We start from the raw sequence: 22,258 nt of genomic DNA on the forward strand, positions 1-22,258 counted from the left end.
CCTCGCGTCACCCGGCATCCCGGCGAGGAGGGGTCCTCCCCTCCCGCCCCGTCACGAGGTCATCGCATGCGTCTCGCCCGTCTCGTCCCTGCCCGCCGCGTGGCGCAGGGACTCGCGCTCACGGCGATGGTGATCGCCGCGCCGGCACAGGCCGGCCATCATCAGCTGAAGCGCGCGCTGCAACAGGCCGGCTGCATCCCGCGGGCGACCAGCATCCTCCTGCGCGACGGCCCGCGGAGCGTCTACGACGTGATCTGCCTCGGCACGACGCCCGACCGCGTGATCATCGTCTGCACCGGGCGGCTGTGCATGCCCGACAACCCGGACCATCACGACGTCCTCGACGAGGACGCCGCCGAGGAGCCGTGACGGGCCTCAGTTGCAGCCGACGCAGATGCCGCGCGAGATCGCGTCATCCTGGCGCTGCCGCGGCGTGCGCCGCTCGATGCTGCCGGTGGTGGCCGGGCTCGCCTCGCGGCTCGGCGGCTTCGTCTGGCCGACGGCGGTCGTGTTCGGGGCGCGCTGCGTCGAGAGCGGGCCGCCGCCGGTTCCGGTGCGGTCCGCCTGGGCGAGAACGGGAGAAGCGGCGAGCGCGAGGGCGAACCCCGCGAGGGCCGCGCGCGACAGCGGCATGGTCGTCTCCTTGATTCCCCCGTTCAACGCGGGACCGGGAGAGGAGTTCGCGCCCCGCTGCCTCTGCGTCAGCGGGGCGCGCCCGATTGCGCGGCGGCCCAGTCCGCGATGGCGGCGGCCTCGGGCGGGACCTTGCCCTTCCAGGTCGCGACGGACCCCGCGGCGGCCTGCTTGAGGGCCGCGACGAGGGCGGCGGGCGCGGGATCCTCGATCGCGACTCCGTTCTCGCGCATCCGCGCGTAGTTCTCGGCGGTCCGGGTGGCGAGCCGCTCGATCTGGCTGCGCTCGGTCTCCGCCGCCGCCCGCATCACGGCCGCCTGCTGCTCCGGCGGGAGCGCCGCCAGCACGTCCTTCCGGATGAAGGCGACCGAGATCGGGATCGCGTAGTTGATCGAGGTGAAGTGGCGCAGGTCGTCCCACAGCTTGCGGCCCGCACCGCCGTCGCCGGAGGTCAGGATCGCGTCGATGGCGCCGCTGCGGACCTTCGCGATCGCCTCGTTGAAGGGCAGGAACTCCGCCGTGGCGCCGGCTTGGCGCATGACCTCCGCCGAGGTCGCGTCGTAGGTGCGAACCCGGATCCGCCGCAGGTCCTCGACGTTCCCGAGGGGCCGCGCCGACCACAGGCCGGTCGAGGGCCAGATCGTCACGTAGAGGAGCTGGAGGCCGCGCCGCTCCAGGGCCTGCGCGTAGAGCGGCCGGGCCCGGGCCACGGCCGCCTTGGCGGTTTCGACGGATTGCACCAGGAAGGGCAGCGAGGGCAGGCCGAAGACCGGGTCCTCGGCTTCGAGCGGCCCCGCGAAGGCGTCGCCGCCCGCGACTTGGCCGTCCTGCGCGGCCCGCAGCATCGCGGCCGCGGGGATCTTCAGGGTGTTGTCGAAGGCGGGCGCCACCGTGACGGCGCCCTGGCTGTGCTCCGCAGCGAGCCGCGCGAAGGTCGTGAGCCCGGCACCCGAGATGTTGCTCTGCGGGTACTCGGTGGTCATGACCCAGGGATCGGCGGCGAGGGCCGGCCGGAGCGTCGTCGCGAGCAGGGTGAGCAGCAGGCCCAGAATCGCTCGCCGGTTCCGGGCGGGCCGGCGGGTGGTCGCGAACGACCGACGGGAATGCGGGGACATCGCGGATATCGCCTCGTGATGGAGGGGCCGCCGAGACGCAGCCCCGGCCGACAGGCTCCCCTGGACGCCAGCCCGGCACAAGTCGCGCTCGGCATCAATCCGGCCCGCCTCGGCATGGTTAACGAATTGTAGAGGGAGACACTCCAGTGTCGCGACAGCAGACGGCAGCGCCGGCTCACCCCGTCGAGCCCGCCGCCGTTCCGCAGCGCAGCCTTGAGGACGACGCGATCGAGAGGCTGAGATGAGTAGCGCCGTATTGTCATCGGCACCGAACCGGCCGGTTGAGAGGGCAGCAACCGTGGGACAGCACGATCATCTCGACCCCGGTGACCGCGTTTCGACCGAAGCAATCTCGGCCGGCAACCGCTTTTGCTCCGGCAACCGGGCGGATCAACGATGCGCGGTGGGTTCCGGCGGCGGCGCATTCCGGCGCGACACCGGCCGTGCGGCGGCCTGATCCCGCGCCGCTCCGGTCTCGCGCCCGAATCCTCCTCCCGCCACGCGGAAGCCGCCATGCCAGCGCCCCACGATGCTCTCGCGGCCGGACGCCGCTGCCGCCGAACCGTCGAGGCTCAAGCCGTCGGGGCCCGGCCGGCCGCATGACGGACGCCCGCCGCCCGGCCCTGCCGACCCCTCTCTCTCATCGGACGCCGCGCGCGCCCCGCGCCGATCCGCCGAGCGGACCACGCCGTGAACGCACCTGCCTCCTTCCTCCTGTCGCGGCATCACACGGCGATCCGCTGCCTGTTCGTGATGTCGCTCCACCGGGGCGTCCAGCTGAAGCCCGAGGCTCTGTCCGGGATCAGCGAGACCGATCTCACCGGCTCGATCCTGCGCGTGCTCGCGGGGGCGGGCCTCGAAGGGAAGCTGCTCGAAGGCCGGCGCTGGAAGCACCTCGCCGCGCTCGGCAGCGCCTACCCGATGATGGCCCTCCTCAAGGACGGCAGCTGGGTGCTGATCGTCAACGCCGCCGACGGGCCGGACGGCCCGGGCGTGATGGTCCTCAACCCGCAGCGCGAGGCCGAGGGCGCGATGCGCCTCACCCGGGCCGAGTTCGGCCGGGATTGGGCGGGCGCGGTCATCGTCTGCCGCAAGGCCAAGCCCCAGCCCGCCGAGCCGCAGACCTTCGGCCTGACGTGGTTCATCCCGGAGATCCTGCGCCAGCGCCGCTACCTGCGCGACGTCGCCGTCGCCGCCACCATGGCGACGCTGATCGGCTTCGCCACGCCCCTCGTGTTCCAGGTGTTGATCGACAAGGCGATCGGCCACCACAGCTACCAGACCCTCGGCGCGATCATCATCATCGCGGCGATCCTGGTCGTGTTCGACGGCCTGTTCGCCTACACGCGCCAGTACCTGATGCTGTTCCTGACCAACAAGGTCGACGCGCGGCTGGCCTCCCGCACCTTCCAGCACCTGCTGCAACTGCCGCTGCACTTCTTCGAGTCGATGAGTGCGGGGGCGCTGACGCGCAACCTCCAGCAGACCGAGACCATCCGCAACTTCCTCACCGGACGGCTGTTCCAGGCCACCCTCGACGCCCTGACCCTGCCGATCACGGTGGGGCTGCTCGCCTTCTACAGCCTCAAGCTCACTCTCGTGGTGCTGGTGTTCTCGATCGCCATCGCGGCGGTGATCGGTCTGATCGTCCCGGCCTTCCGGCACCATCTCGACCGGCTCTACCAGGCCGAGGGCTCGCGCCAGGCGCATCTCGTCGAGACCATCCACGGCATGCGCACGGTGAAGTCGCTCGCCCTCGAACCCTACCGCCTGCGCGACTGGGACGAGGCGGTGGCGACCGGGGTGAGCCGGCGCGCCTCGGTGGGGCGGCTCGCGACGCTCGCCAACGTCCTCACCAGCAGCCTGGAGAAGAGCATGCAGATCTGCGTGCTCGGCCTCGGCGCCCTCGACGTGTTCGACGGCCACCTGAGCATCGGCTCGCTGATCGCCTTCAACATGGTGGCGGGCCGGGTCACCGGGCCGCTCATCCAGATCGTCGGACTCGTCAACGAATCGCAGGAGACCCGGCTCGCCGTGCAGATGCTCGGCACGGTGATGCAGCACCCGCCGGAGCGCGATCCGAGCCGGCCGGGCATGAAGCCGCCGGTCACCGGCCGGCTCGACTTCGACGCCGTGACCTACCGCTATCCCGGCGCCGCCGCGCCCGCCCTCGACGGGGTGAGCTTCACGGTGGAGCCCGGGCAGGTGATCGGCATCGTCGGGCGCTCGGGCTCGGGCAAGACCACGGTGACGCGCCTGATCCAGGCGATCCAGACCGCGCAGGAGGGGGCGGTCCGCCTCGACGGCATCGACCTCAGGCAGATCGACCTCGTCCATCTGCGCACCAGCATCGGCGTGGTGCTGCAGGAGAACTTCCTGTTCCGCGGCACCATCCGGGACAACATCGCGGCGGCCCGGCCCGACGCGCCCCTCGCCGAGATCGTCGAGGCGGCCCGGATGGCGGGCGCGGCCGAGTTCATCGAGCGGCTGCCCGCCTCCTACGACACCTTCGTGCAGGAGAACGGCGCCAACTTCTCGGGCGGCCAGCGCCAGCGCATCGCCATCGCCCGGGCCCTGGTGCTGCGCCCGCGCCTCCTGATCTTCGACGAGGCGACGAGCGCCCTCGACCCCGAGAGCGAGGCGATCATCCAGGAGCACCTCGCCGAGATCGCCGCGGGCCGCACCATGGTCATCGTCTCGCACCGCCTCGCCTCCCTGGCGAGCGCCGATTCGATCCTCGTCCTCGACCGGGGCCGGGTGGTCGACTACGCCCCCCACGCCACCCTGCTGACGCGCTGCGACGTCTACCAGCGCCTCTGGCACCAGCAGACCAGGCATATCCAGTGATCCTGCTGCGCCGTCCTCCCCCGCAGGAGCCCGCCGTCCCGGCGGCTTCCCCCGACCGGTCCCGGCGCCGCCCGGAGGGAGCCCCCTCCCTGGCCTGGGCCCGCCGCACGCTCGCGCGCGCCGCGCCGACGCGGCCGGCCTTCGACGATGCCCCCGACCTCGACGAGATCTTCGCCTCGCGCCCGCCGGGGCCCTTGCGCCTGACGCTCTACGGGGTGGTCGCGCTGGTGGTCGCGCTCGTCGCGGCCGCGAGCCTGATCCGGGCGGACATCGTGGTGTCGGCCCCCGGCCGCCTGCTGGCGGACGCCCCCACCATCGTGCTCCAGCCCCTGCAGCTCTCGATCATCCGCGAATTGCGGGTGAAGGCGGGCGATTCGGTGCGCAAGGGCGACGTGCTGGCCTCCCTCGACCCGACCTTCGCGCAGGCCGACCGCAGCACCCTGGTGGCGCAGCAGACCGCCCTGCGGGCGGAGATCGACCGCATCCAGGCGGAGCTCGACGGCACCGAGCCGCGCTTCGTCGGCGAGTCCCGCGACGTGCAGCTCCAGGCGAGCCTCTACCGGCAGCGGCAGTCGCAATTCGCCGCGCAGCTGCGCGCCTACGACGCGGAGATCCAGCGCATCACCGGCAGCATGGGCACCGCGAAGGTCAACGCGGTCTCGCTGCGCCTGCAATTCGACGTCTATACCGAACTCGAATCGATGTACGCGAAGCTCTATTCCAAGAGCGTCGCCTCGCGGGTGACCTATCTGGGCTCGTCGGTGAGCCGCATGAAGGCGGAGCGCGACAGCCAGGAGGAGCAGAACCGGCTGAGCGAGCTGACCAACCAGCTCGCCACCAAGCAGGCCGAGCGCCAGGTCTTCATCGACAAGTGGCGCAGCGACCTGATGGACGCGCTCATCAAGGCCCGCCGCGAGGAGAAGAGCCTCAGCGAGAACGTGGTCAAGGCCAACCTCATGACCGATCTCGTCGCCCTGGTGGCGCCCGAGGACGGCATCGTGATCGACGTGGCCCGGCGCTCCGTGGGCTCGGTGGTGCAGCCGGCCGAGCCGATCCTGACGCTGCTGCCCTCGGGCGCGCCGCTCTACGCGGACGTGTCGATCGCCTCGGCGGATGTGGGCTACACCAAGGCCGGCGACGCGGTGACGATCAAGATCGACGCCTTCCCCTACCAGCGTCACGGCTCCCTCACGGGCCGCCTGCGCTCGATCGGGATGGACGCCGCCGCGATGAGCCTCGGCCCGAGCGGGGGCATGCCGCAGCTCCACCCGGCGGGCGGCGTCGCCCATCGGGGCCAGATCGTCCTCACGGGCTCGCAGCTGCGCAACCTGCCGGAGGGCGCAAGCCCGATGCCGGGGATGAGCGTGACCGCCGACATCAAGGTCGGCACCCGCAGCGTGATCTCCTACTTCATCTATCCGCTGAAGCGCGGCTTCGACGAGGCGATCCGGGAGCCCTGAGCCCGGGACACCGGCCCGCGGCGCGGGCCGGTTCCGAAAGCACAACCGAAGCTGGATCCCTGCGTCAGCTTTCGGTTTCAAGTTGTCTCGACTGTGGCGCGCCGGCCATCATCGTCGCATCGTGCCGGCGCGGCGGCACGAAGACCGGTTTCGTCACGTCCCTGTCATCTGCCGACCGCAAAGCGGAGACGGATGAGAAACAGGGAGTCGATCGTGAGCACGCACCACATCCGGGCCGCGCTGGTGGCCGGGGGTCTGTTGTCCGGCACGTGCATGGGCGCCGGGGCGCAGAATCTTCAGGTGCGCACGCCGAACCTGACCGCCGCGGACGGTCCGGTCTCGGTGGATGTCGGCGGCGCCACATTCGTGAACCAGGGGCTCCAGGGCGTCGCCCGCCTGCCCGCCACGACCCGCGACTTCCTGGGCGACTCGCTCGGCTCGTTCTCCTCGCTGGCCGTCGACCTGCCGAGCTGGCGGCGCACCGGGGACAGCTACACGGGCACCCTCTTCACGCTGCCCGACCGCGGCTACAACAATCCCGATGGCGGCCTGTTCTCGGATTACGCCGGGCGGCTCAACCGCTTCACCCTGAGCTTCACGCCCCATACGGGCGCCGCCCTGCCGCAATCGACCGACTCGCAGCGCCAGATCGTGATGACGCCGGCCGGCGGCCTCGTGCTGACCGACGCCAAGGGCCAGCGCCTCAGCGGCCTCGACCCGGCCAACGGGACCACGGTGCAGCTCGGCGCCACCCTGCCCTCGGCCCCGACCGGCCCCAGCGCCGGCCGCATCAGCCTCGACGCCGAGGGCTTGGTGCGCAAGCTCGACGGCTCCTTCTACGTCAGCGACGAGTACGGCCCGAACGTCTACTACTTCGACCGCGACGGGCGGCTCCAGGGCATCCTCGGCATCCCGGCGGCCCTGAAGCCGGTGACGGGCGGCGCGCTCACCTTCAACTCGGTCACCCCACCGGATACGGGCCGGCGCAACAACCAGGGCCTCGAAGCCCTGGCGCTGACCCCTGACGGGCGCGGCCTCGTCGCCATCCTGCAGAGCGCGACGCTCCAGGATTCGGGGCCCAGCCAGCAGCAGCGGTCCAATACCCGCATCCTCGTCTACGACGTCTCGGCGAACCCGACGCCGGCCGCCCCGGTGCGCGAATACGTGCTGCAACTGCCGGTCTACCAGCAGAACGGCAATGGCGGCGCCCCGAACCGCACCGCCGCGCAGAGCGAGATGCTCGCCCTGAACGACACCCAGTTCCTGGTCCTGGCGCGCGATTCCAACGGGCTCGGCACCGGCAACACCACGCCGATCGTCTACAAGAGCGTGCTCCTCGTCGATACGGCGGGCGCCACCAACATCGCCGGCTCGGCCTATGACGGCACGACGCCCCTGTCGCCGAACGGCACGCTCAATCCCGGCATCACCCCGGTCCGGACGAGCGAGGTCGTCAACATGCTGAACCCGGTCCAGCTCGGCCGCCTCGGCATGAACCTCTCGACCAACCCGGCCGGCCAGACCACGCTCTCGGAGAAGTTCGAGGCAATGGGCCTGGTCCCGGTGCTGAGCGAGCGGGCGCCCAACGACTACTTCCTGCTGGTGGGCAACGACAACGACTTCCTGACCCGCCAGGGCAGCATCAACGGCCAGCCCTACGACGCCGGCATCAACAACGACAACATCCTGCTGGCCTACCGGCTGACCCTGCCGACCTACGTCGATCCCTACTCGCTGGCGGTGATGAAGGAGACCGCGCCCGTGGTGCTGCAGGGCCTCGCGGCCAGCGGCCTCGGCTTCGCGGGCGGGGCGATCCGCGGCGTGCAGGATCACCTCTCGGCCCTGCGCCGCGGCACGGGCGCGCCGGCGGGCGCCTGGAGCGCCGGGGGCCCGGCCCTCTGGCTCGGCGGCGACGTGGTCTTCGCCGACCTGCCGCGCAACGGCGGGCTCACCATCGACCGGACCATCGCGCAGGGCACGGCCGGGATCGACTTCGCCTTCGGCGGGTCCTGGCGGGCCGGATTGTCGGTCGGGGGCGGCGGCGGCTCGCTCAGCCGCGGCCGGGGCTTCCGCCAGGACCAGAGCGCCTTCACGGCCTCGGCCTATGCGGGCTATTACGGGCCGGACTTCTACGCCCAGGGCATCCTGGGCGGCGCGCCGTTCATCGATTTCAGCGGCATCCGCCGGCCGGGCGCGTATGGCCTCACCGCCGAGGGCCGCACCGGCGGCACCGCCTTCGCGGCGGATGGCGAGATCGGCCTGCCCTTCACCAAGGACGCGCTGCGGCTCACGCCCTTCGTCGGCCTGACGCATCTGTCGGCCCACGCGGATGGCTACACCGAGCAGGGCGCGGCGGGGAACAACCTCGCCTATGCGGGGCTGACGGCCTATCAGACCACCGCGCGCTTCGGCGCCGAACTCGCCTATTACGGCCTCGGGGACACGCTCATCCCCTCCCTGCGCGTGTCCTACAATCTCGCGACCGGGCCGCAGCGGAGCGGCGCCCTGGTCCGCCTCGCCAGCGTACAGCACCCGCTCGCCGCAGCGACGCTGCCGGTCCCGTTCGGGCAGTCGGATTTCGTCGGCGTCGGGGCGGGTCTCCAGGGCAGCCTGACCGAGCGCCTCGGCTGGCGCCTGGACTATCAGGCGGCGATCGGCACGAAGGCGGGCGTCGCCCACGGCCTCACGGCGGGGCTGCGCTACCAGTTCTGAACGCGGGCGGCGCGGCCCACCCCCTCATCGCGCAGGCGCCCCGAACCGGTCCCGCCACGCCGGCAGCGCGCCGGGGAAGGGCAGCGCCGTCGCGGCGTGGACGCCGATGGCCACGGCGCGGGCGAGCGTGCGCGCCGCGGCGTCGCCGAGCCGGGCGAGATCGCCCAGCGGATCCGCGAGCGGCACCCGGCCCGTGGCGGCGGCGAAGACCACGTCCCCGTCGAGGGGCGTGTGCACCGGCACGATCGCCCGGGCGAGCCCGTCCTGGGCCATCACGGCGAGGCGGCGGGCCTCGGCCTTGGTGAGCGCGGCATCGGTGACGACGAGGGCGAGCGTGGTGTTCGCCCCCGCCAGGGCCCGCCGGGGCCACGCGAAGGCCTCGGGCGGGATGCGCGCGGCCGGGCCGTGGCCGCCGAACTCGCCCCCCATCTCGAAGGGCCCGGCCCAGAAATGCGGGCCCTCCCCCACCGTGACGCGACCGAAGGCGTTGACGGCGACGAGGGCCGCCACCCGCGCGCCCGTTCCTTCGACCGGCGCCGAAGCCGAGCCGAGCCCGCCCTTGAGGTTCGCCGTGCCGGCGCCGTAGCCCGCCCCCACCGTGCCGAGGGTGACCGGCCCCGCGGCGGCCGCGGCGGCGGCCGCGTAGCCGAGGTCGCGATAGGGCGGGTAGCGCCCCCATGCCTTGTCGCCGCCGTTCAGGAGATCGAACAGGATCGCCCCCGGCACGATCGGCACCCGCACCGCGCCCACCGGAAAGCCCCGCCCCGCCTCGGCGAGCCACGCGGTGACCCCGGCGGCGGCATCGAGGCCGAAGGCCGAGCCGCCCGAGAGGACGAGGGCGTCGATCCCCGGCACGGTCCGCTCCGGGTCGAGGAGTTCGGTCTCCCGCGTCCCCGGCCCGCCGCCGCGCACGTCGACCGCGGCGGTGACGGGCGCGTCGAACAGGATCGCGGTGACGCCGCTCGCGATCCGCGGATCCTGCGCGTGCCCGACCCGGATGCCCTGGATGTCGGTGAGGCCGTTCGTCATGCTCCCCCTCGTCGCCTGCGACACGCGTCCCGCTCCCGTTCCGGGAACGACCCGGTTCATCGATGCATTCGCCCTTGCTGAAGTCGCGTGACGAACGACCCGCGTTGCGGGATGATCAATCAGTCGTGACCGCACAGCTGACGGACACGCCGTGCATAGCTCGACCAACAAAGCAGAAACATCGGATGCATAGAAGGTCCGGATGCGGCATGATTCGGATTCTGCTTTCATAGCCCCGAGAGCCGAGGGCGGGCCCCGCCGGCCCGCGGCCGTTCAGGAGGGCCACGCGCGCCCGACGCCCGGCCGCACCCGCCCGGCCCGGCGCGGCTGGGTCGTCCTCGTCCTCCTCCTCGTCGCGGGCGGCGGCGCCTTCGCGTGGCAGCGCTTCCACCCGGTCCCGCCGGCCGCCACCGCCAAGGCTCCCGCCCCGGTGCCGGTGCGGCTCGCCCCGGTGCAGCAGGGACCCTTCCCGGTCGTGCTCGGCGGCCTCGGCACCGTGCAGGCCTACAACACCGTGCAGGTGCGCACCCGGGTCGACGGCGAGATCCTGCGGATCGCCTTCAAGGAAGGCCAGATGGTGCATAAGGGCGACCTCCTGGTGCAGGTCGATCCGCGCCCCTATCAGGCAGCCTTCGACCAAGCGAAGGCGAAGAAGACGCAGGACGAGGCCAATCTCCGCAACGCCAAGGCGGATCTCGAGCGCTACACCAAGCTCGGCGACTACGCCTCGCGCCAGCAGACCGACACCCAGGCCGCCACCGTGGCGCAGCTCACCGCGCAGGTCGCCGCCGACCAAGCCGCCATCGACAATGCCGAGACGCAGCTCGGCTACGCCACCATCCGCGCGCCCCTCGACGGCGTGACCGGCTTCCGGCAGGTCGATACCGGCAACATCGTCAACGCCGCGACGCAGACCGGCATCGTCACCATCACGCAGATCGAGCCGATCACCGTCGTCTACACCGCCCCCGAGAGCGAACTCCCGGCGGTCGCCAAGGCGTTCGGCAGCGGCCCGGTTCCGGTCGAGGCCTGGACCAGCGACGGCCTGACCAAGCTCTCCGACGGCGCGTTGAGCGTGATCAACAATCAGGTCGACACGGCGACCGGCACCATCCGCCTCAAGGCGAGCTTCGCCAATGCCGACCACGCCCTCTGGCCCGGCCTGTCGGTCTCGACGCGGATGCGGGTCGGCGTGGTGCAGGAGGCGGTGACGGTCCCGGACGACGCCGTGCAGCACGGCCCCAAGGGGCTCTACGCCTTCGTGGTCGACAAGGCCCAGAAGGCCCATCAGCAGGCGATCACGGTCGGGCGCTCCGGCGGGGGCCGCACTCTGGTGCGGTCGGGCCTCTCGCCCGGGCAGAGCGTGATCATCGAGGGCCAGTCGCGGGTGCAGGACGGCGGCCTGGTGGCCGGGAGCCGCCCGACCGAAACGGCGCGGGCGGAGACCGCGGCGACGGGGGCACCCTGACATGAAGGGCGGCATCTCGGCCTACTTCATCCGCTTTCCCGTCGCGACCTCGCTCATCATGGCGGGGATCCTGTTCGTCGGGCTGGTGGCCTATCCGCTGCTCGGCGTCGCGCCGCTGCCGCAGGTCGACTTCCCGACCATCCAGGTGACGGCGCAGCTCCCCGGGGCCAGCCCGGAGACCATGGCCTCCTCGGTGGCCCAGCCCCTGGAGCGGCAGTTCTCGCAGATCCCCGGCGTCAGCCAGATGACGTCGACGAGTTCGCTCGGCATCTCCAGCGTCTCGGTGCAGTTCGACCTCAACCGCAACATCGACGCGGCGGCGAACGACATCCAGGCGGCGATCAACGCCGCGGGCGGCCAGTTGCCGAAGAACCTGCCGAGCCCGCCGACCTACCGCAAGGTGAACCCGGCCGATTCGCCGATCCTGATCCTCTCGGCGACCTCCGACACGCTGCCCCTCATCGACGTGGACGACGCCGCCGACGTGCAGCTCGCCCAGCGCATCAGCCAGGTCTCGGGGGTGGCGCAGGTGCTGATCGGCGGCCAGCAGAAGCCCGCCGTGCGCATCCAGGTCGATCCGGCCAAGCTCGTCGCCAAGGACCTGTCCCTGGAGGACGTGCGCGCCCAGCTCAGCATCACCACGGTCAACAACCCCAAGGGCAATTTCGACGGCACGACCCGCAGCTTCACGGTCTACGCCAACGACCAGCTCACCGAGGCCAAGGACTGGAACGACGTCATCATCGCCTACCGCAACGGCGCGCCCCTGCGGGTGCGCGACATCGGCGCGGCGGTGGCAGGGCCCGAGGACGCCAAGCAGGCGGCCTGGACCAACGGCCAGCGCGGGGTGTTCCTGGTCATCTTCAAGCAGCCGGGCGCCAACGTCATCGAGACCGTCGACCGCATCAAGGCGGAGCTGCCGCGCCTGCGCGCGGCCCTGCCGGCGGGCGTCAAGGTGGAGGTGCTGAGCGACCGCACCACCACGATCCGCGCCTCCGTGGAGGACGTGCAGTTCACCCTGATCCTGACGATCGGCCTCGTCGTGGCGGTGATCTTCGTCTTCCTGCGCAGCCTGTGGGCGACGCTGATCCCGAGCATCACGGTGCCGCTGGCGCTGCTCGGCGCCTGCGCGCTGATGTGGGCGGCGGGCTACACCCTCGACAACCTCTCGCTGATGGCGCTCACCATCTCGGTCGGCTTCGTGGTCGACGACGCCATCGTGGTCCTGGAGAACATCGCCCGCTACATCGAGGAGGGGATGCAGCCCCGCGAGGCGGCCCTGAAGGGCGCGGGCGAGATCGGCTTCACCATCGTGTCGATCTCGATCTCGCTCATCGCGGTGCTGATCCCGCTGCTCCTGATGGGCGGCATCATCGGGCGGCTGTTCCGCGAATTCGCCGTCACGCTCTCGATGGCGATCGGCGTCTCGGCCTTCGTGTCGCTGTCGCTCACGCCGATGATGGCCTCGCGCTTCCTCAAACCCCATTCCGAGGAGCGGCACGGGCGCCTCTACCGCATCAGCGAGCGCATCTTCGAGGGCATGGTCAACGCCTATGGCCGCGCCCTCGACGTCGCCCTGCGCCACCGCTTCCTGACGCTCGTGAGCTTCCTCGGCACCGTAGCGCTCACGGTCCACCTGTTCATGATCATCCCGAAGGGCTTCTTCCCGCAGCAGGATACGGGCCTGCTCACGGGCATCACGGAAGCCGGCCAGGACATCTCCTTCGCGGCCATGAAGCAGCGCCAGGAGGAGGTCGGGCGGGTGATCCTCGCCGATCCGGACGTGGCGAGCATCGCCATGTCGATCGGCGGCAGCGGCCAGTCGCTCAACACCGGGCGCATGTTCATCACCCTCAAGCCCCGGGACGAGCGCCACGCCGACGCCTTCGCGATCATCGGCCGGCTGCGCCCGCAGCTGGACAAGCTCATGGGCATCAAGGTCTTCCTGCAGGCGTCGCAGGACGTGCGCACGGGCGCGCGGGCCTCGCGCACGCAGTTCGAGTACACCCTGCAGGACCCGAACCTCGACGAGCTGAATGCGTGGTCGCCGCGGCTCCTCGAGAAGCTGAAGACCCTGCCCGAATTGCGCGACGTCGCCACCGACCAGCAGACCAGCGGCACGACGCTGACCCTGACGATCGACCGCGACGCCGCCTCGCGCTACGGCATCACGCCCCAGCTCATCGACGACACCCTCTACGACGCGATCGGCCAGCGCCAGATCGCCCAGTACTTCACGCAGCTCAACAGCTACCACGTGATCCTGGAGATCCTGCCTGCCCTGCAGGGCACGCCCGACACCCTGCGCAACATCTACGTGAAGTCGCCGACGACCGGCGGGCAGGTGCCGCTCGCCGCCTTCGCCGCGTGGAGCACCGACCCGGTGCGCCCGCTCTCGATCAGCCATCAGGGCCAGTTCCCGGCGGTGACGATCAGCTTCAACCTCGCGCCGGACGTGGCGCTGGGGCAGGCGACCGCGGCGATCGAGCAGGCGAGCCGCGACCTCAAGGTGCCACCGACCCTCGTCGGCGCCTTCCAGGGCACGGCCCAGGCCTTCCAGCAATCGCTCGGCACCGTGCCGCTCCTGATCGTGGCGGCCCTGATCGTGGTCTACCTGATCCTCGGCGTGCTCTACGAGAGCTACATCCACCCGTTGACGATCCTCTCGACCCTGCCCTCGGCGGGCGTCGGGGCGCTGGCGATGCTGCTCGGCTTCGGGTTCGATTTCAGCCTGATCGGGCTCATCGGCATCATCCTGCTGATCGGCATCGTGAAGAAGAACGGGATCATGATGGTGGACTTCGCCATCGCGGCGGAGAGGGCCGAGCACCTCTCCGCCGAGGAGGCGATCCGGCGGGCTGCCCTGCTGCGCTTCCGGCCGATCCTGATGACCACCATGGCGGCGCTCCTCGGCGGCATCCCGCTGATGTTCGGCCACGGCACCGGCTCGGAGATCCGCCAGCCCCTCGGCTACGCCATGGTGGGCGGCCTCGCGGTGAGCCAGGTGCTCACTCTGTTCACGACGCCGGTGATCTACGTCTACCTCGACCACTTGGCGAGCTTCCTCGCGCGCAGGGGCAAGCCGGAGACGGAGGCGACGAAGGACCAGCCGCGCCGGCCGCGGGAGCTGCAGGCCGCCGAGTGAGCCGGGCGGGAGCCACCCCCTCTCCCCACCCCGACCTGAGGGCCGGGGTGGGGAGAGAGTCACGGTTCACCGGAATTATAATTCCATCGCGCGAAAGCCATCGACGCTCCGGTGCAGGGCTGACATACGGTGGGCCACCGCGTCCGCGCGGTCCTCGCCTTGGAGATGCCCGATGTCGTTCCGTCCGTTGCGTCAGGCCCTTGAGGCCGGCTTCGCGTGTCTGCTGGCCCTGTCGGCCCCCGCCCTCGCGCAGGATGCGGCCGGTCCGGTCAAGGTCGGCGTGCTCAGCGACATGAGCGGCCCCTTCGCGGATCAGGCGGGCACCGGCTCGGTGGTCGCCGCCCAGCTCGCCGCCGAGGACTTCGCCAAGGAGGCGGGTGAGATCAAGGTCGAGATCGTCTCCGCCGACCACCAGAACAAGCCCGATGTCGGGCTCGCGGTCGCCCGCAAGTGGCTCGACCAGGACAGCGTCTCGACCATCGTCGACCTGCCGAACTCGGCGGTGGCGCTCGCCGTCGCCAACCTGATGCGCGAGCGCCACCGGGTCGCGCTGGCGTCGAGCTCGCTCACCTCGGACCTCACCGGCAAGGCCTGCGCGCCGACCACCGTGCAATGGGTCTCCGACACCTGGGCGCAGGGCTCGGCCACCGCCCGCGCCATCGCCGAGCGCGGCGGCAAGTCCTGGTACTTCCTCACCGTCGACTACGCGCTCGGCCAAGCCCTGGAGCGGGACGCCAGCGCGGCCCTGAAGGCGGCCGGCGGCACGGTGAAGGGCGCGACCAAGCACCCGCTCAACGCGGGCGACTTCGCCTCCCCGCTCCTCGCCGCGCAGGGCTCGGGCGCGCAGGTGCTGGCGCTCGCCAATACCGGCGCCGACATGATCAACGCGGTGAAGCAGGCGGCCGAGTTCGGCCTGATGCCCGACATGCGCGTCGCCGCCCTGTTCCTCCAGCTCTCGGACATCCACGCGCTCGGCCTCAAGGCCGCACAGGGCCTGCAATTCACCAGCGCCTTCTACTGGGACCGCACGGACGGGACCCGGGCCTTCGCCAAGCGCTTCGCCGAGCGCATGAACGGCCGCATGCCGACCGAGAACCACGCGGGCGTCTACTCGGCGACGCTGGCCTACCTGCGCGGCGTGCGCGCCGCGGCCACCGTCGAGGGCGAGAAGGTGCTCGCCGCCATGCGCGAGAAGCCGATCGAGGATCCGCTCTTCGGCACCGTCACCATCCGCCAGGACGGGCGCGCGGTGCACGACGTCTTCCTGTTCGAGGTCAAGACGCCGGCCGAATCGAAGGGCGCCTACGACTACTACAAGCTCCTCGCCACGGTGCCGGGCGACAAGGCCTTCCGGCCGATGAGCGAGGGCGGCTGCCCGCTGGTGAAGTAAGGGAACGTCTCATACGGTTTCCGGATGATCGCTTCGCGATGCGGAAACCGGCCTCGCTCAGGCGCCGCGCGGGCTCGTGATCCGGTTTCCGAAAGTGATCTTCCGGAAACCGTATCAAGCCTCGACAGATCGCGGGCCGCTCCCAGATCAGGCGGGAGCGGCGCATCGCTGCGCCGCCCCGCACGAGGACCGAGAGCCATGACGCAGCCGACCCTGACGCTCAACGACGGGAAGCGCATTCCGCAACTCGGCTTCGGCGTCTGGAAGCTCGCCGACGAGGATGCCCCCGAGACCGTGGGCCTCGCCCTGGAGGTCGGCTACCGCTCCATCGATACGGCGGCGGCCTACGGCAACGAGGCCGGCGTCGGCCGCGCCATCGCGGCGAGCGGGATCCCGCGCGAGGAGCTCTTCGTCGCCACGAAGCTGTGGAACGACGCCCACGGCACCGACGAGGCCCTGCGCGCCTTCGATGCCTCGCTCAAGCGCCTCGGCCTCGACTACGTCGACCTCTACCTCGTGCACTGGCCCGTGCCGCAGCGGAACGCCTACGTGGAGACCTGGAAGGCGCTGATGCGCCTGCGCGAGGATGGCCGCGCGCGCTCGATCGGCGTGTCGAACTTCACGGTCGCCCATCTGAAGCGCGTCATCGACGAGACCGGCTCGACGCCCTCCGTGAACCAGATCGAGCTGCATCCCCGCTTCCAGCAGCGGGAGCTCAGGGCCTTCCACGCCGAGGCCGGCATCGTCACGGAGGCCTGGAGCCCGCTCGGCCAGGGCGCGGCCCTGGAGGATCCGGTGATCCGGGGCATCGCGGACAAGCACGGCCGCACCGCCGCACAGGTCATCCTCCGCTGGCACCTCGACCTCGGCCAGGTGGCGATCCCGAAATCGCAGAACCCGGCCCGCATCCGCGAGAACGCCGACGTCTTCGGCTTCTCCCTGGACGAGGCGGATCACGCCGCGATCGCGGGCCTCGATACGCCGGACGGCCGCATCGGCCCGCATCCGGACACCTTCGGCTGAGGCGATAATCGGCGGGTGGAGCCCACCGGCTTGTCCAATCGGGCGCTCTCCGCCGATCAATCCGCCTCCTGATCAGCAAGCCAGATCAATCGCGTCGTCCCCGACGGCGAGCGACAAGCCGGGCAATGTCCGCCTGCCGTTCCGAGACCGGCGCACGGACACGGAAGTCGCGCGCTCCACCGGCAGAAGCAAGGCACCCTCCCTGCTTGCCAAGTAAAATGCATATGATTTCGAGACAGCGATTTTTCCACTCAAGGAAAACATGATTTCATGATTAGACTTGCAACAATTCTCTTTTACTCGGAGTTCATCCATGTAATTTGCCACGGTCCATGATCGGGGAATGCGCCACATGAACTGGGACGACGTGCAAGGCGTGAAGGCAGAGATTTTCGAGAAGGTCTTCGAGTTTCGCGCGCTCCCGACGGCCGCTTCAGCCGGACGCACTCTGCCGTTGTTCGCCCCGATGCCGGGCACGGGCTTGCACCGGGCCATCGTGGAAGGCCGCAAGAAGAAGAGCCGCGACCCGCGGGACCTCATCGCCCTGGGCGCGCTGGGCGGCGGAAGCCCGGAGCGCAAGTCGAACAACGTGCAACTCGGCATCTTCATTCAAAAGGACGGATTGCGAGACCATCCGATCGTTGAGGAAGCCGTCGCCGCCGCTCACGGACAGGCCCGGATCATATACACCGGCCGAGTGCGGCGCTACGCGAACTCCCAGCCGGCCCATCCCAACGCGTGCAGGCCCCTGACGATCGGAGCGTCCGTCGGGCATCACCGCGTCACGGCGGGGACGCTTGGCTGCATCTGCCGGCACGATGGCGGCGGGATCGTCTTCCTGTCGAACAATCACGTCCTCGCTGACACGAACAAGGCGAGTCATGGCGACATCGTTCTCCAACCGGGCCGGGCCGATGGCGGACATCGGACCAAGCAGGAGAGCCATGTGGCGACGCTGTTCGACTACGTGCCGATCCAGTTCGAACCGCAATCACGCAACCTCGTCGATTGCGCCTTCGCCACGATGTTGAAGGGGATCGCGTATGATGGCACGGTTGCTCGCGATCCGCGGGACCATTCGAATTGCTGGCCAGTCCGGGCAGTCCCCGCCGAGGTGCTGGTGAACGACACCGTGCGGAAGATCGGCCGGACCACGGGCTATACGCAGGGACGTGTGACGGCCATCGACGTCGACAACCTCGTCGTCGCGATGGTGCTTGGCCACGGTGAGCGGCTGGCGCGCTTCGACGGGCAAATCGCGATCGAGAGCACCACCCATCCCTTCTCGCTTGGCGGCGACAGCGGCTCGCTGATTTGGACCGACGACGGGTCCGCGGCAGCGCTCCTCTTCGCCGGAACCGAGAAAGGAGGCGTCAACGGATATGGGATTACGTATGCTAATCCCATCCAGCCGGTCCTTGATGCGCTGCAGCTTGATATCCATACTGACCCGTGAAGGAGGCGACCATGGTTGACTCGAGAGCCAAACTCCTTGCGTCCAAGTCGGAAGCGCAGGCGGCCAAGGAGGCGTTCGCGTCACAATACGTCGCCGGACGCGACGATCTGTCGGTCGGTCTCGGCGTGAACAGCGCGGGCGACGACTGGGCCGTGACGGTCTTCGCGACATCCTCATCGGCGGCTCAATCGCTGCCCGACCATTACGGAAAGTATCCCGTGGAGGTGCGGGTCACGGGACGCGCCAAGGCGTATTGAGGCCGCGTTCACGCGCTCCTTGATGACCGACCGCGCTCCCCCCGAGACCCGCGCCGCCTACCGGCGCTTCGTCCCGATCCCTACACGCTGGGGCGACAACGACGTCTACGGCCATGTGAACAACGTGGTCTACTACGCCTTCTTCGACACGGCCGTGAACCGGGTGCTGATCGAGGACGGGGCCCTCGACATCGCGGAGAGCCCGGTGATCGGCCTCGTGGTCGAGACCGGCTGCCGCTACTTCCGCTCCATCGCCTTCCCGGACCGGGTCACCGCCGGCATCCGGGTCGCGCATCAGGGGCGCAGCAGCGTGCGCTACGAGGTCGGGCTGTTCCGGGAGGACGAGGACGAGGCCGTCGCGCAGGGGCATTTCGTGCACGTCTACGTCGACCGGGCGACGCAGCGGCCGGTTCCGCTACCCGACGTGCTCCGGGCGGTCCTCGGCCCGCTGCGCGTGTGAGATCGGGCGCTCCTCCCGCGGCCCGCCGGGTTCGCCGAGGGGCGCGCGGATCGTGCAGACCACGCCCTCCCGCGCGTAGTCGAGGCTCACCGAGCCGGCGAGTTCCCGCGCGAGGCTCTGGCCGATCAGCCGCGAGCCGAACCCCGTGCGCTCCGGCGCCGTCACCGGCGGGCCGCCGCTCTCGCGCCAGCTCAGGCGCAGTTCGCCCTCCGCGATGCTCCAGCTGATCGAGACCTGCCCCTCGACGGTCGAGAGGGCGCCGTACTTCACCGCGTTGGTGCCGAGTTCGTGCAGGGCCATGGCGATCGAGAGCGCCATGCGGGGCGGCAGCCGCAGGGGCGGCCCCTCGACGCGGAAGCGGGCCCGGCGGCCATGCGGCCCTTCGAGGGGCGCGGTCGCCCCCGCCACGACCTCGCCGAGATCCGCCCCCTCCCAGCTCTCGCGGGTGAGCACGTCGTGCGCGCGGGCGAGCGCGATCAGCCGGGCCACGAAGGCCTCGCGGGCGCTCGACGCCTCGCGCCCGTGCAGGAGCCGCAGGCTCTGCATGGCGATCGACTGCACGGTGGCGAGCGTGTTCTTCACCCGGTGGTTCAGCTCGTGGATCAGCAGCCGCAGGTGATCCTCGGAGCGGCGGCGCTCGGTGACGTCCTGGTGGATGCCGATGACCCGGCGCGGCCGGTCCGAGGCGTCGCGCTGCACCATGGCCTCGGCGCTGACCCAGCGCAGGGCCCCGTCCTCCCCCCGCACCCGGAACTCCGTGCGGTACTCGCCCTCCCCCGCCACCAGGGCCGCAAAGGCGGCGTCGAGGGACGGGCGGTCCGCCGGATGCACGGTGCCGATCCAGCCCTCGCGCGTCGGCGGCGGCCCGGTGATCTCCACGGAGCGGGCGGAGAGCCGGTTCTGGCCGGTCGCGAGGTCGATCTCCCAGGTGCCGAGCTGGCCCGCCGCCAGGGCGAGGCGCAGCCGCTCCTCGCTCTCGCGCAGGGCGGCCTCGGCGAGCTTCACCTCGGTGATGTCGACGTTGCAGCCCGTATAGCCGAGGAAGCGCTGCCGGTCGTCGAGGCGGGGCACGCCCTCGCAGAGCAGCCAGCGGACGATCCCGTGGCGGTCGACGACCCGGGTCTCGGCCCGGAACGGCCGGCGCGCCGCGAAGGCCGAGCGGAAGGTCGTCTCGAAGGCGGCGACATCCTCCGGATGCACGATCTCCTTCCAGCGCTCCCCCGCGAGCGCCCCGACCCGGCGGCCGAACATGTACTCGAAATGCATGTTGACGAAGGTCGTCTCGCCGGTCTCGTCGGTCATCCAGATCAGGGCCGGGGCGGAATCGGCCATGTGGCGGAAGCGCGCCTCGCTCTCGCGCAGGGCGACGAGGGCGCGGCTCTGCTCGGCGAGGGCGGCGTCGCGCTCGGCGATGCGGCTGCGCAGGCTCTGCGAGGCGTCGGCCAGCACGTCGGCGAGCTGGCGGATCTCGCGGATCGGCGTCGAGACCCGCGGCACCGGCTGGCCATGCGCCAGGGCGTCGCCCGCCGCCGCGAGCTGGCGCAGGGGTTCGGCCACCCGCGACCACAGCCGCACGGCGAGCACGGAGGAGACGGCGAGAGCGAGCAGGCCGAAGCCCATGAAGGCCAGCACCCAGCGCCGCACCGAGGCCTCGACCATCGCCTTCGGGATGCTGGCCGCCGCCGTCCAGCCGGTGATGCGGGTCTGCGTCTCCACGAACAGCACCGGGCGGCGCTGGCGGTCCATGCCCTCCCAGAGGCCCGGCATCCCGGTCTCGCGCCCGCGCAGGGCCTCCAGCATCGGCTGGCCGGCGAGGTCCGCGTGATCCTGCGAGCGGGCGAGCAGGAGGCCGCGGCGGTCGACGATGCCCGTGGTCCAGCCCGGGGCGAGGTCGCGCAGCAGGATCTGGCGCAGGCGCTCGACCGGGACCGTCACGCTGAGCGCGAAGGCCGCCTTGCCGTCGATCGTCACCGGCACCGCGACCGCGTAGGTCGGCGGCCGGCCGGGGGCACCGGGCTGCACCCCGGTCACCAGCGGGCGCTCGGCGGCGAGCAGCTCCGCGTCGTAGGGCTGGCCGCCCTGCGGCAGCGGGGCCCCGGGCGGCAGCGCGGTGTTGACCACCTGCGTCCCGTCCGGCCGGCGCAGGGAAAGCGTCAGGTGCAGGGCCTCGCTCACCGCCCGGGCCTCGCCCTCGAAGCTCGCGACCTCGTCGCCCCGCAGCCGCGGCGAGGTGGCGAGCGTCTGCAGCACCGAGATCAGGCCCGCCGTGTCGCGGTCGATGGTGAGGGCGATGCCCCGCACCGCCTCGCGGGCATCCTGCTCGAAGCGTGCCCGCTCCAGGCCGGCATAGCGGCCGAGCAGGACCGCCGTGAACAGGAGACCCGGCCCGATCAGCGCGATGGCGAGCGCCACGAGGTAGACCTGCGTGGACAGGCCGCGCTCGCGCAGACGGTTCAGCCGCTGGCGGAGGACGCCCACGCCGCCTCAGCTCCGGTCCACATGACCGAGATCGCGCCCCGGCTCGACCACGTCGCGCACGCGCTGCTTGAGCGCCTTCACGTCCGGAAAGCCGCCGTCGCGGACCCGCTCCCAGATCAGCGCGTCGCCGCAGGTGATCGAGAAGGCGCCGCCCGTGGCGGGGACGAGGGCGACCTCGCCGAGATCGCCCTTGAAGGTGGAGAGGAGTTCCTGCGCCATCCAGGCGGCGCGCAGGAGCCAGCCGCATTGCGTGCAATAGGTGATGGCGACCCGGGGCTTCCCGGCAGGATTGTCCGTCATGGCACCCCGACTCCGGCCCGATCGGGCGGGCTTGTCAACCGCGTCACCTCCGTCAGCCGAAATGCCGGATGACGGCGATGCTCGCGGCGACCCCGGCGATGCCCGCCGTCACCGAGCCGATCACGTAGAGCGCCGCCGCGGCGAGCGCGCCGCGCTCGATCAGCAGGAAGGCCTCGAGGGAGAAGGTCGAGAAGGTGGTGAAGCCGCCGAGGATCCCCGTGGTGAGGAAGAGGCGCCATCCCTGCGGCACGCCGCCCCGCACGGCGAACCAGCCGGTCAGGATCCCCATCGCGAGGGATCCCGAGATGTTGATGATCATGGTGCCGGCCGGGAAGGCCCCGCCGAGCCGGGCGGCGGCGAGGTTGATCCCGTGCCGGAGCGCGCCGCCGAACCCGGCGCCGAGGAAGACCACCACCGTGTTCAGCATCGCGTATCCGTCGTCTCCTGTGCCGGGCGCACCATCCCGGCGCGGAAGGCCGCCGTGA

Annotated in this window: 17 protein-coding genes; 11 read left to right on the forward strand and 6 right to left on the reverse strand. The window is 71.1% G+C overall.

Annotation, left to right across the window (positions count from 1 at the left end):
• Nucleotides 1–66: 66 nt before the first annotated feature.
• Entirely contained in the window at nt 67–369 is a 303-nt protein-coding gene (locus ACE101_RS00205) for a hypothetical protein (protein ID WP_379125513.1), read from the forward strand.
• 6 nt (nt 370–375) lie between these two features.
• Here the strand turns inward: ACE101_RS00205 and ACE101_RS00210 are convergent, their stop codons facing one another.
• Together ACE101_RS00210 and ACE101_RS00215 are read right to left on the reverse strand one after the other, a co-directional pair.
• On the reverse strand, nt 376–633 hold the full coding sequence (locus ACE101_RS00210) for a hypothetical protein (RefSeq protein ID WP_379125515.1): 258 nt from the start codon (nt 631–633) through the stop codon (nt 376–378).
• Between the two features lie 68 nt (nt 634–701).
• Nucleotides 702–1,748 (reverse strand): TRAP transporter substrate-binding protein, encoded by a 1,047-nt coding sequence (locus ACE101_RS00215; protein ID WP_379125516.1) that lies wholly within the window; start codon nt 1,746–1,748, stop codon nt 702–704.
• A gap of 753 nt (nt 1,749–2,501) precedes the next feature.
• On the opposite strand from ACE101_RS00215, the gene ACE101_RS00220 reads away from it, so the two are divergent.
• The 3 genes from ACE101_RS00220 (at nt 2,502) to ACE101_RS00230 (ending at nt 8,767) form a co-directional block, all read left to right on the forward strand.
• The gene (locus tag ACE101_RS00220) at nt 2,502–4,595 is read left to right on the forward strand and encodes a peptidase domain-containing ABC transporter (protein ID WP_379138402.1); all 2,094 of its coding nucleotides are present in this window, start codon (nt 2,502–2,504) and stop codon (nt 4,593–4,595) included.
• Entirely contained in the window at nt 4,592–6,055 is a 1,464-nt protein-coding gene (locus ACE101_RS00225; RefSeq protein ID WP_379125517.1) for an HlyD family type I secretion periplasmic adaptor subunit, read from the forward strand. The genes ACE101_RS00220 and ACE101_RS00225 overlap by 4 nt, the downstream gene beginning before the upstream one ends.
• A 213-nt stretch (nt 6,056–6,268) precedes the next feature.
• The gene (locus tag ACE101_RS00230; RefSeq protein WP_379125518.1) at nt 6,269–8,767 is read left to right on the forward strand and encodes an esterase-like activity of phytase family protein; all 2,499 of its coding nucleotides are present in this window, start codon (nt 6,269–6,271) and stop codon (nt 8,765–8,767) included.
• Nucleotides 8,768–8,791: 24 nt separating this feature from the next.
• On the opposite strand, the gene ACE101_RS00235 is transcribed toward ACE101_RS00230, so the two are convergent.
• Entirely contained in the window at nt 8,792–9,796 is a 1,005-nt protein-coding gene (locus ACE101_RS00235) for a P1 family peptidase (RefSeq protein WP_379125519.1), read from the reverse strand.
• A 202-nt stretch (nt 9,797–9,998) separates the two neighbouring features.
• Here ACE101_RS00235 and ACE101_RS00240 point away from each other — a divergent pair, with 202 nt between their 5' ends.
• The 7 genes from ACE101_RS00240 (at nt 9,999) to ACE101_RS00270 (ending at nt 18,995) form a co-directional block, all read left to right on the forward strand.
• The gene (locus tag ACE101_RS00240) at nt 9,999–11,264 is read left to right on the forward strand and encodes an efflux RND transporter periplasmic adaptor subunit (protein ID WP_379125520.1); all 1,266 of its coding nucleotides are present in this window, start codon (nt 9,999–10,001) and stop codon (nt 11,262–11,264) included.
• A gap of 1 nt (nt 11,265) precedes the next feature.
• Nucleotides 11,266–14,409 (forward strand): efflux RND transporter permease subunit, encoded by a 3,144-nt coding sequence (locus ACE101_RS00245; RefSeq protein WP_379125521.1) that lies wholly within the window; start codon nt 11,266–11,268, stop codon nt 14,407–14,409.
• A 172-nt stretch (nt 14,410–14,581) separates the two neighbouring features.
• Nucleotides 14,582–15,799: an ABC transporter substrate-binding protein gene (locus tag ACE101_RS00250; RefSeq protein ID WP_379125522.1), complete on the forward strand. Its 1,218-nt coding sequence runs from the start codon at nt 14,582–14,584 to the stop codon at nt 15,797–15,799.
• A gap of 198 nt (nt 15,800–15,997) precedes the next feature.
• Nucleotides 15,998–16,822, forward strand: a complete 825-nt coding sequence (locus ACE101_RS00255; RefSeq protein WP_379125523.1) for an aldo/keto reductase — start codon at nt 15,998–16,000, stop codon at nt 16,820–16,822.
• Between the two features lie 352 nt (nt 16,823–17,174).
• Nucleotides 17,175–18,278 carry a chymotrypsin family serine protease gene (locus ACE101_RS00260; protein ID WP_379125525.1) on the forward strand — a complete coding sequence of 368 codons (1,104 nt, stop codon included), beginning with the start codon at nt 17,175–17,177 and terminating at the stop codon, nt 18,276–18,278.
• An 11-nt stretch (nt 18,279–18,289) separates the two neighbouring features.
• Complete coding sequence (locus ACE101_RS00265; RefSeq protein WP_379125526.1) at nt 18,290–18,535, forward strand: hypothetical protein; 246 nt, start codon at nt 18,290–18,292, stop codon at nt 18,533–18,535.
• Nucleotides 18,536–18,557: 22 nt separating this feature from the next.
• Nucleotides 18,558–18,995, forward strand: a complete 438-nt coding sequence (locus ACE101_RS00270; protein ID WP_379125527.1) for an acyl-CoA thioesterase — start codon at nt 18,558–18,560, stop codon at nt 18,993–18,995.
• Here ACE101_RS00270 and ACE101_RS00275 read toward each other — a convergent pair.
• Genes ACE101_RS00275 through crcB form a run of 3 tightly spaced genes read right to left on the reverse strand, consistent with a single transcriptional unit; the run spans nt 18,951 to nt 22,200 of the window.
• Entirely contained in the window at nt 18,951–21,473 is a 2,523-nt protein-coding gene (locus ACE101_RS00275) for a sensor histidine kinase (RefSeq protein ID WP_379125529.1), read from the reverse strand. The two genes, ACE101_RS00270 and ACE101_RS00275, sit on opposite strands and share 45 nt — an antisense overlap.
• Nucleotides 21,474–21,479: 6 nt before the next feature.
• Nucleotides 21,480–21,773: an Rdx family protein gene (locus ACE101_RS00280; protein ID WP_379125530.1), complete on the reverse strand. Its 294-nt coding sequence runs from the start codon at nt 21,771–21,773 to the stop codon at nt 21,480–21,482.
• 52 nt (nt 21,774–21,825) lie between these two features.
• Nucleotides 21,826–22,200, reverse strand: a complete 375-nt coding sequence (gene crcB / locus ACE101_RS00285) for a fluoride efflux transporter CrcB (protein WP_379125531.1) — start codon at nt 22,198–22,200, stop codon at nt 21,826–21,828.
• Nucleotides 22,201–22,258: the final 58 nt, after the last annotated feature.

Source organism: Methylobacterium carpenticola (assembly GCF_042748905.1).
Lineage (GTDB): Bacteria > Pseudomonadota > Alphaproteobacteria > Rhizobiales > Beijerinckiaceae > Methylobacterium > Methylobacterium carpenticola.

What these genes read in the sequence shown, in the direction of transcription:
- ACE101_RS00205 (WP_379125513.1), top strand. Translation starts at nt 67, where the DNA reads ATGCGTCTCGCCCGTCTCGTCCCTGCCCGCCGCGTGGCGCAGGGACTC.
- ACE101_RS00210 (WP_379125515.1), bottom strand. Translation starts at nt 633, where the DNA reads ATGCCGCTGTCGCGCGCGGCCCTCGCGGGGTTCGCCCTCGCGCTCGCC.
- ACE101_RS00215 (WP_379125516.1), bottom strand. Translation starts at nt 1,748, where the DNA reads ATGTCCCCGCATTCCCGTCGGTCGTTCGCGACCACCCGCCGGCCCGCC.
- ACE101_RS00220 (WP_379138402.1), top strand. Translation starts at nt 2,502, where the DNA reads ATGTCGCTCCACCGGGGCGTCCAGCTGAAGCCCGAGGCTCTGTCCGGG.
- ACE101_RS00235 (WP_379125519.1), bottom strand. Translation starts at nt 9,796, where the DNA reads ATGACGAACGGCCTCACCGACATCCAGGGCATCCGGGTCGGGCACGCG.
- ACE101_RS00240 (WP_379125520.1), top strand. Translation starts at nt 9,999, where the DNA reads ATGCGGCATGATTCGGATTCTGCTTTCATAGCCCCGAGAGCCGAGGGC.
- ACE101_RS00245 (WP_379125521.1), top strand. Translation starts at nt 11,266, where the DNA reads ATGAAGGGCGGCATCTCGGCCTACTTCATCCGCTTTCCCGTCGCGACC.
- ACE101_RS00250 (WP_379125522.1), top strand. Translation starts at nt 14,582, where the DNA reads ATGTCGTTCCGTCCGTTGCGTCAGGCCCTTGAGGCCGGCTTCGCGTGT.
- ACE101_RS00255 (WP_379125523.1), top strand. Translation starts at nt 15,998, where the DNA reads ATGACGCAGCCGACCCTGACGCTCAACGACGGGAAGCGCATTCCGCAA.
- ACE101_RS00260 (WP_379125525.1), top strand. Translation starts at nt 17,175, where the DNA reads ATGAACTGGGACGACGTGCAAGGCGTGAAGGCAGAGATTTTCGAGAAG.
- ACE101_RS00265 (WP_379125526.1), top strand. Translation starts at nt 18,290, where the DNA reads ATGGTTGACTCGAGAGCCAAACTCCTTGCGTCCAAGTCGGAAGCGCAG.
- ACE101_RS00270 (WP_379125527.1), top strand. Translation starts at nt 18,558, where the DNA reads ATGACCGACCGCGCTCCCCCCGAGACCCGCGCCGCCTACCGGCGCTTC.
- ACE101_RS00280 (WP_379125530.1), bottom strand. Translation starts at nt 21,773, where the DNA reads ATGACGGACAATCCTGCCGGGAAGCCCCGGGTCGCCATCACCTATTGC.
- crcB (WP_379125531.1), bottom strand. Translation starts at nt 22,200, where the DNA reads ATGCTGAACACGGTGGTGGTCTTCCTCGGCGCCGGGTTCGGCGGCGCG.